Here is a 7,378-nt window from a genome sequence, read left to right as displayed (position 1 = left end):
TCTCTCCGGCGCGCACGTCCAGCGTCACCTTGTCCACCGCCTGCGTGCCGCCGAAGCGCTTGCAGACAGACTGGAATTGCAGCAGGGGCGGGTTCGTGTTCATGGGCAGGTCGCTCCGCAGACAGATAACGATCAGTAGGCCCGACAAAGGGGGCAATGGAAACTATTGCCGGCAAATTCTGGTGGGAAATACATGGCTATCGAGGTGGTCTACGCGCACACGAAATCATTGGTGATGTCAAAGGGCATAGGTCGTCGCTGAAGGCGGCAAGCTCCGCCAAGAGGGTATGGAGGCGCCCCTTGCAAGCCAGAGGCGGAGGTCCCACATCGTCCGCAAAGCCCGCCCGCATTGCGGCGAAAAGAGCGGGGCTAACCGATACGAGATGCGCTGCGCAGCAGCAGGGCAAAGGCTCGAAGCCGCGCGATCAACTGCTCCGTGCTCATCAAGCGCAACAGGCTCTCCGCGTCGCAGGGGAGCACCGCATGGAATAGTGCAACGGATAGCAGGTTCGGCCACCTCGACAGCGCCTCACGCGCTCGCTCCGGCAGAAGCGAAGCGGATACCGGGGCAGCGGAAGGGTCTGCAAACGCCGCGGCGACTTCTTCGACCACCACGGCCAGCAACACGCACTGATTCACGGAAGGGTGACCGAGAAGGCCCCAGTCCATGCGCGGAGGCGGGCCAATGGCCGCGTGAAGGAGTTGCACCGCATCTGTGAGCTCCAGACCAGTCTCGTGGGCAATTGCAATGCACTGGCAGAACCTGTCGTCGACGAAGGCCTCTTTTGACAAGTAGGAGACGAGAACACTGTTCATGAGAATTCAATCCTGGTCATGTTCACAAACCATGGCGGCCCGGGCCTTGCTTGACCGCTAGCCCATGTCGCCTGCAATACGCGCACACCCCATGGAGCCGCGCTTCACGAAACCAATTTCGCCGGAAGTTCCGGATATTCGTGCAGATGCTTGCGCGCTCCTCCAAGTGCAGCAAGGCCGGGACACTGGGTCCAAGCGAGGCCTAAGATTACAATTTTGCAGTTTAAGTTTACCGGTATCTAATATTCACTGATGCCGGTGCTGGAAATTCGGCAGCGCAGGGGGTAGAAAAAAGTGATGCCGGCAGGAGTTTAGATGCTGTTGCGCGTGGCGTTGAACGGGCCGTCATGGCCATCAGAGCGAGAGAGGGTCTAGATCAAAACTGGAACTTGCCCTTGACAGGAGCGGGCAATCTGACGCAAGGGGCTTGCAACATTCCTGTCATTTTCCTGTCAGGATTACGTGTTACCGTTAACATTACGCTAACGAGCATGACGATGTCGTGTGCAGAGCGTCAAGACCACGAACAAATGAGTTGGCAAGCAGCCGACACGATGTAAAGGAACAAGTGATGCAGACCATCTCGCCGACTTCCACAGGGCTCGCACGTTTTGCGGGCAGCGGTGCCGCTACGGTCCTGGACTCGATCTATACCGGCCAACTGCACCCTTCTGAACGCATCCAGATGTGGGAGGACGCGATTTCGCGGCTCGCGGACCAGGACAGAGGCATCTTGTTCAAGCCGCTTGATGACGGCTTCATGGGCCAGATCGACTACATCACCGTGGGCAACTGGCGCCTGTCGCGCATTGCGGCGGGAAGCCACAGCCTGAGAGTCGAGCCGACATGCTGGAGTGGCAGTGCGCCCCCTTTGCTGGTGGTCTTGCAGCGAAAGGGCTCTTGCACGTTGGGTCGCGATAACGAGACGATCCAAGTCGGAGCTGGTGAGATTGCCGTCGCGCCGCTCAATGAGCCTCTGACTCTGGTCAGCGAGCAGTACATCGAGCAATACATTCTGTGGGGGACAGCGCCGCAAAAGGAAGTCGGAGAGCAAACCCCAGACGTCACGAAGATGCGTCACATGACAGGACTGACCTCGATTCAGGGCTTGTTGCGATCGCTGGTTGAAACACTGCTTGCGGAAATGCCGGCCCACGTAAATGCCAGCAATGACTTCTTGGCGCCGACCATTTCCTGGCTGTTGGCTCAGTCGCTATGGGAGCCGGATGCGGCGCAGCGGCCCGCCTTTCTCGCCAAGCTGTCTCGTGATCGCATCGTGCGTTACATCGAGGACAACCTGCATGACTCGGAGCTTTCGCCGGAGCGCATTGCCCGGGCGCTAGGATGCAGCAAGCGGACGCTGCATCGGGCCTTCGACAGTGGGAGCGGCGACGAAAGCGTTAACCGCTATCTGTGGCGACGCCGAATCGAACGGTGCGCCGCCGAGTTGCGCAGTTCTGCCTGTCCCGGCCGGCGGCAGACGGTGACGGAGATAGCCTACTCGTTCGGATTCAGCAGCAGCGCGCACTTCAGTCGTCGGTTCAAGCAACACATCGGCGTCACGCCTTTGCGCTTCCGGCAAGTGGGCGCCTGATTGGCCGCATGCTGGTCGTCTGCGGCGATCCTTCCGGCACGGCAGGATCGAGTCACTGTGGTTGTTGAGCCGTGGCCGCGGTGCCGTTGCTGTTCCCCCAGTCGGCCTGCCAGCCGCCGCCCATCGCCTGGATGAGTGCGATGGCCGAGATCTGGCGGTTGACCTGCAACTGCACCAGCGTGCGCCGCGCATTGAGCGCGGCCGCCTGTGCCGTCACCACGTCGGTGTAGCTCACCTGCGCCGCGCGGTAGCGGTTGAGCAACTGCTGCTCGGTCTTGTCGGCCGCGGCCGAAGCCTCGCGCCGCAGGCCTTCCTGCTGCGCGAGCGTGGCACCCGTCGTCAACTGGTCTTCCACCGACTGGAAGGCCGCGAGCACGGTCTGCCGGTAGCGTGCCACGCTGGACGCGTGGCCAGCCTTGGCGGCCTCGACGCCGGCGCCGATCGCACCCGCGTCGAACACCACCTGCGCCACCGAGAAGCCGACCGACCAGAGCGTGTTCGAAGCATTGAACAGGTCCTTCACGCGGCTCGCGGCACCGGTCGTCGAGGCGCTGAGCCCGAGGTTCGGAAAGTAGGCCGAGCGCGCGATGCCGATCTGCGAGTTCGCCGAAGCCATCGCGCGCCCCGCCGCCGCGATGTCGGGACGGCGTTGCAGCAGCGTCGACGGCACGCCGGTCGGGACGCCCGGCACCGTGCGCGTCCATTTCGCGGCCGGCAGGCTGAAGTCGGCCGGCGCCACGCCCGTCAGCGTCGCGATCGCGTGCTCGAGCGTATCGCGGGTGCGCTGCATGCCCACGCGGTCGGCCTTGGCATTGACGAGCTGGGTCTGCGCCTGCAGCACGTCGGTCTGCGCGGCGATGCCGGCGGCATGGCGATTGCTCGTGATGTCGAAGGCGCGCTGGTAGCCCACGATGGTCTCGTCGAGCAAGCCGATCTCGGCATCGGCTTCGCGCAATGAGAAGTAGTGGGTCGCGAGGTCGCCGACCGCCGACAGCCGCGCCGACGCCAGGTCTGCCTCGCTCGCCTGCGCATCGGCCTGCGCGCTGTTGACCGACTCGCGCAGCCGGCCCCAGACGTCGGGCGACCAGTCGACGCTGAGCGCACCCGAGAAGCTGTTCGCCGGATTGACGTCGCGCGTGCCGCTGGCATTGGAGGCGGACGCGGCCCCGCGCCGGCCGGAGCCGCTCAGCGACACCGACGGGAACAGCGCAGCCTGCGATCCCCGCACCAGCGCCTGAGCTTGCGTGTAGTTGGCCACCGCCGCGGCGACGTTCTGGTTCGACACTTGCACACGCGCCGCCAGATCATCGAGCACGGGGTCGCCGAAGAGCTTCCACCATTCGCCACGGTCCAGCGCATCGGCGGGCGCGGCGGGCAGCCAGCCGTCGGCCGCCTTCTGCTCCTTCCAGCCGCCCGGCGCCGCCAATTCCGGCACGTTGTAGGCTGGGCCGATGGCACAGCCCGCGAGCGTGGCGGCCAGTGCGAGCACAGAGAGCCTGAACAGCAGCGGGCGGTTCGGGCGAGGGCTCGGTACGGATGGCAACCGTGCGTTCATGGCGGTGTTCTCAGGCAGGTGTTGCACGGCTCAGATGGCTCTCATCGGCGCCCCGGCGGCGCAGCTTGTCCATCAGCAGGTAGACCACCGGCGTGGTGAGCAGCGTGAGCAGCTGGCTGGCAATGAGCCCGCCGATGATGGCCACGCCCAGCGGCCGGCGCAGCTCGGCGCCTTCGCCGAAGCCGATGGCCAGCGGCAGCGCACCGAGCGCGGCAGCCAACGTGGTCATCAGGATCGGCCTGAATCGCAACAGGCAGGCTTCGCGCACCGCTTCGAGCGGCGTGAGCCCCCGCGAGCGCTCGGCCTCGAGCGCAAAGTCGATGATCAGGATGGCGTTCTTCTTCACGATGCCGATCAAGAGGAACACGCCGATCAGCGCAATGATCGAGAACTCCATGCGGAACATCAGCAGCGCCACCACCGCGCCCACGCCCGCCGAAGGCAGCGTCGATAGCACGGTGATCGGATGCACCAGGCTTTCGTAGAGGATGCCCAGCACGATGTAGATCACGATCAGCGCGGCCAGGATCAGCAGGAACTGCTGGCTCTGCGACTGCTGCGCGCTGGCCGCCGTGCCGGCGAAGGCGCCGCGCACATTGGTGGGCATCGCGATGTTGGCCTCGGCCTTGGCGATGGCCTCGCGCGCATCGCCCAGGTTCGCGCCCTCGGCAAGGTTGAACGAGACCGTGGTCGCGAGCTCGCCGTCGTCGTGGCTCACCGACGTGGCGACCGACTGCTCCTCGAACTTGGCCACCGCAGACAGCGGCACCAGCGTGGTGGGCGTATTGCTCAGCACGTTGCCGGTGGAAGCGCCGCGCAGGCCCGCGTTGGCCGAAACCGGCACCGTGGTGCTCGAAGCGGTCGATGCCGTGCCAGTCCCTGTGCCTGTACCCGTGGTGGTGCCCGTCGACGCCGCCACCTGCGTGGTCACCGTCTGCCCCGCCACCACGGAGGTCCGGGTCGCCGGCACGTACACGTCGTTCAGCGCGTTGGGGCTGCGCGTGTAGCGCGGTGCCCATTCCATCACCACGTGGTACTGGTTGAGCTCGGTGTAGATGGTTGCCACCTGCCGCTGGCCGAAGGCGTTGTAGAGCGCGTTGTCGATGGCGCTGGAGGTCAGGCCCAGCCGGCGCGCGCTGTCGGGGTCCACCTTGGCCACCGTCTCCACGCCGTTTTCGTCCTGGTCGGTGTCGATGTCGGTCAGCAGCGGATTGAGCTTCAGCTCGTCGGACAGCTTGATCGCCCAGGTGCGCAGGTCGGCCTGGTTGTCGCTCTTGAGCGTGTACTGGTAGGTCGAATTGCTCGCGCGCCCGCCCGAGCGCACATCCTGCATCGCGCCGAGGAACACGCGCAGCCCGGTCACCTCGTTGAGCTGCGGTCGCAGCCGCGCAATGACGGCCAGGCCGCTTTCGGTGCGCTGGTTGGCCGGTTTCAGGTTGACGAATATGAAGCCGCCTCCCGCGCGCGAGCCGCCGGTGAAACCGATCACCGTGTCGACAGCCGGGTCCTTGCGGATGATGTCCACCACTTGCCGCAGCTTGTCGGCCAGCGCCTGCGACGAAATGCTCTGGTCGGCGCGCAGGCCGCCGTCGATCTGGCTGCTGTCCTGTTGCGGAAAGAAACCCTGGGGTACGGCGCTGAACAGGTAGACGTTGAGCCCCACCACCGCCAGCAGCACGATCATGACCAGCGCCTTGCTGTCGAGCGCCCAGTCCAGGCTGGTTTCATAGCGCTTGAGCACCCAGTCGTAGCTGCGTGCGGCCATGCGTGCCATGCGTGCCATGCGGCCTTGCGGCTTGCTCTTGTCGTGCTCGCCGCCCGGCTTGAGCATCCACGCGCACATCATGGGCGTGGTGGTGAGCGAGATGACCAGCGAGATCATCACCGCCGCCGACAGCGTGATCGCGAATTCGCGGAACAACCGCCCCGCCTGCCCGCCCATGAACAGCAGAGGGATGAACACCGCCACCAGCGACACGCTGATCGACAGCACGGTAAAGCCCACTTCCTTGGCGCCCAGCAGCGCCGCCTTCATGCGCGACATGCCGGCCTCGATGTGCCGGCTGGTGTTCTCCAGCACCACGATGGCGTCGTCCACCACGAAGCCGGTCGCCACCGTGAGCGCCATCAGGCTCAGGTTGTTGAGGCTGAAGCCCAGCAGGTGCATCACCCCGAAAGTGCCGAGCAGCGCCACCACCGTGGCCACCGCAGGCACGACGGTGGCGCGCACGCTGCGCAGGAACAGGCTGACCACCAGCACCACCAGCAGCACCGAAATGACCAGCGTGAGCATGGCCTCCTTGAGCGAGGCGCGGACCGAGTTGGTGCTGTCCGAAGCCACCTGCAGCACCACATCGGGCGGCAGCTGCGCCTGCAACTCGGGCAGCAGCGCGCGCACGCTGTCGACGGTCTCGATGATGTTGGCCGAAGGCTGCCGCGTGATGAGCACGATGATCGCGGGCTCGCCGTTGAACAGGCCGAGCGTGCGCGTGTCTTCCACGCCGTCGATCACCTCGGCCACGTCCTGCAGCCGCACGGCCGAGCCGTTGCGCCAGGCGATCACCATCGGCGCGTAGTCGCTCGCGCGCAGCGCCGGGGTCTGCGTGTAGATCTGCAGCTTGCGGCCGTCGCCCTGCACCATGCCCTTGGGGCGATTGGCGTTCGACGCCTGGATCGCGGCGCGCACGTCTTCGGTGCTGATGCCGTAGCGATTGAGCGCAAAAGGCAGCAGCTCGATGCGTACGGCCGGGAGCGAACCGCCGCCGATTTCCACGTCGCCCACGCCGTCGACTTGCAAGAGGCGCTGGCTGACGATGTTCGATACGGCGCCGTAGATCTGGCCTGGGGTCTTCGTCTTCGAGGTGAGGGCCAGGATGATGACCGGCGATGCGGCGGGGTTGGCCTTCTGGTATGTGGGGTTGCTGCGCAGCGTGGCGGGAAGGTCGACGCGGCTGGCGTTGATGGCGGCCTGGACTTCGCGAGCGGCGCCGTCGATGTTGCGGCTGAGGTCGAACTGCAGGGTGACTTGGGCTGAGCCTGCCGAGCTGGTGGACGTCATTTCGTTGACGCCTGCGATGGTGCCCAGGTGGCGCTCTAGAGGCGTCGCCACGCTGGTTGCCATTGTTTCGGGGCTTGCTCCGGGGATTGAGGCTCTTACCGAGATGACGGGGAAGTCGAGTTGCGGTAATGGCGAGACCGGGAGGACGAAGAACGCGGCTATGCCTGCGAGGGCTATGCCTATCGTCAGGAGGACTGTGCCTATGGGGCGGCGGACGAAGGGGCGTGAGAGGTTCATCTCACTGCTCTCTGTTGAGGTCCGAGGCCGGGTCTCGGCCCGGCGGCCGACCTACTTTTCTTTGCTTCGCCAAAGAAACGTAGGCAAAAGAAAGGCGACCCCACTGTCTGCGACCCCT

4 protein-coding genes are annotated in these 7,378 nt (G+C 65.1%); 1 reads left to right on the top strand and 3 read right to left on the bottom strand.

The window, feature by feature from the left end:
- Window positions 1-369: 369 nt before the first annotated feature.
- Window positions 370-816, bottom strand: coding sequence for a hypothetical protein (locus ABIC90_RS27175; protein ID WP_354359822.1), 447 nt, complete (start codon window positions 814-816; stop codon window positions 370-372).
- A 571-nt stretch (window positions 817-1,387) separates the two neighbouring features.
- On the opposite strand from ABIC90_RS27175, the gene ABIC90_RS27170 reads away from it, so the two are divergent.
- Window positions 1,388-2,410 (top strand): helix-turn-helix domain-containing protein, encoded by a 1,023-nt coding sequence (locus ABIC90_RS27170; RefSeq protein WP_354359820.1) that lies wholly within the window; start codon window positions 1,388-1,390, stop codon window positions 2,408-2,410.
- A 52-nt stretch (window positions 2,411-2,462) separates the two neighbouring features.
- On the opposite strand, the gene ABIC90_RS27165 is transcribed toward ABIC90_RS27170, so the two are convergent.
- Both ABIC90_RS27165 and ABIC90_RS27160 read right to left on the bottom strand, forming a co-directional pair.
- Complete coding sequence (locus tag ABIC90_RS27165; RefSeq protein ID WP_354359818.1) at window positions 2,463-3,965, bottom strand: efflux transporter outer membrane subunit; 1,503 nt, start codon at window positions 3,963-3,965, stop codon at window positions 2,463-2,465.
- 10 nt (window positions 3,966-3,975) lie between these two features.
- Window positions 3,976-7,260, bottom strand: a complete 3,285-nt coding sequence (locus ABIC90_RS27160) for an efflux RND transporter permease subunit (protein ID WP_354359816.1) — start codon at window positions 7,258-7,260, stop codon at window positions 3,976-3,978.
- Window positions 7,261-7,378 lie beyond the last annotated feature (118 nt).

The sequence above is a fragment of the Variovorax boronicumulans genome (assembly GCF_040544675.1).
GTDB classification, from domain to species: domain Bacteria; phylum Pseudomonadota; class Gammaproteobacteria; order Burkholderiales; family Burkholderiaceae_C; genus Variovorax; species Variovorax boronicumulans_D.
Note: the sequence above shows the minus strand (reverse complement) of the source record. Positions and strands in the feature narration are given on the sequence as shown.

Bases quoted from the DNA above. Each gene is read 5' to 3' on its own strand.
- ABIC90_RS27175 (WP_354359822.1), bottom strand. From the start codon at position 816: ATGAACAGTGTTCTCGTCTCCTACTTGTCAAAAGAGGCCTTCGTCGAC.
- ABIC90_RS27170 (WP_354359820.1), top strand. From the start codon at position 1,388: ATGCAGACCATCTCGCCGACTTCCACAGGGCTCGCACGTTTTGCGGGC.
- ABIC90_RS27165 (WP_354359818.1), bottom strand. From the start codon at position 3,965: ATGAACGCACGGTTGCCATCCGTACCGAGCCCTCGCCCGAACCGCCCG.
- ABIC90_RS27160 (WP_354359816.1), bottom strand. From the start codon at position 7,260: ATGAACCTCTCACGCCCCTTCGTCCGCCGCCCCATAGGCACAGTCCTC.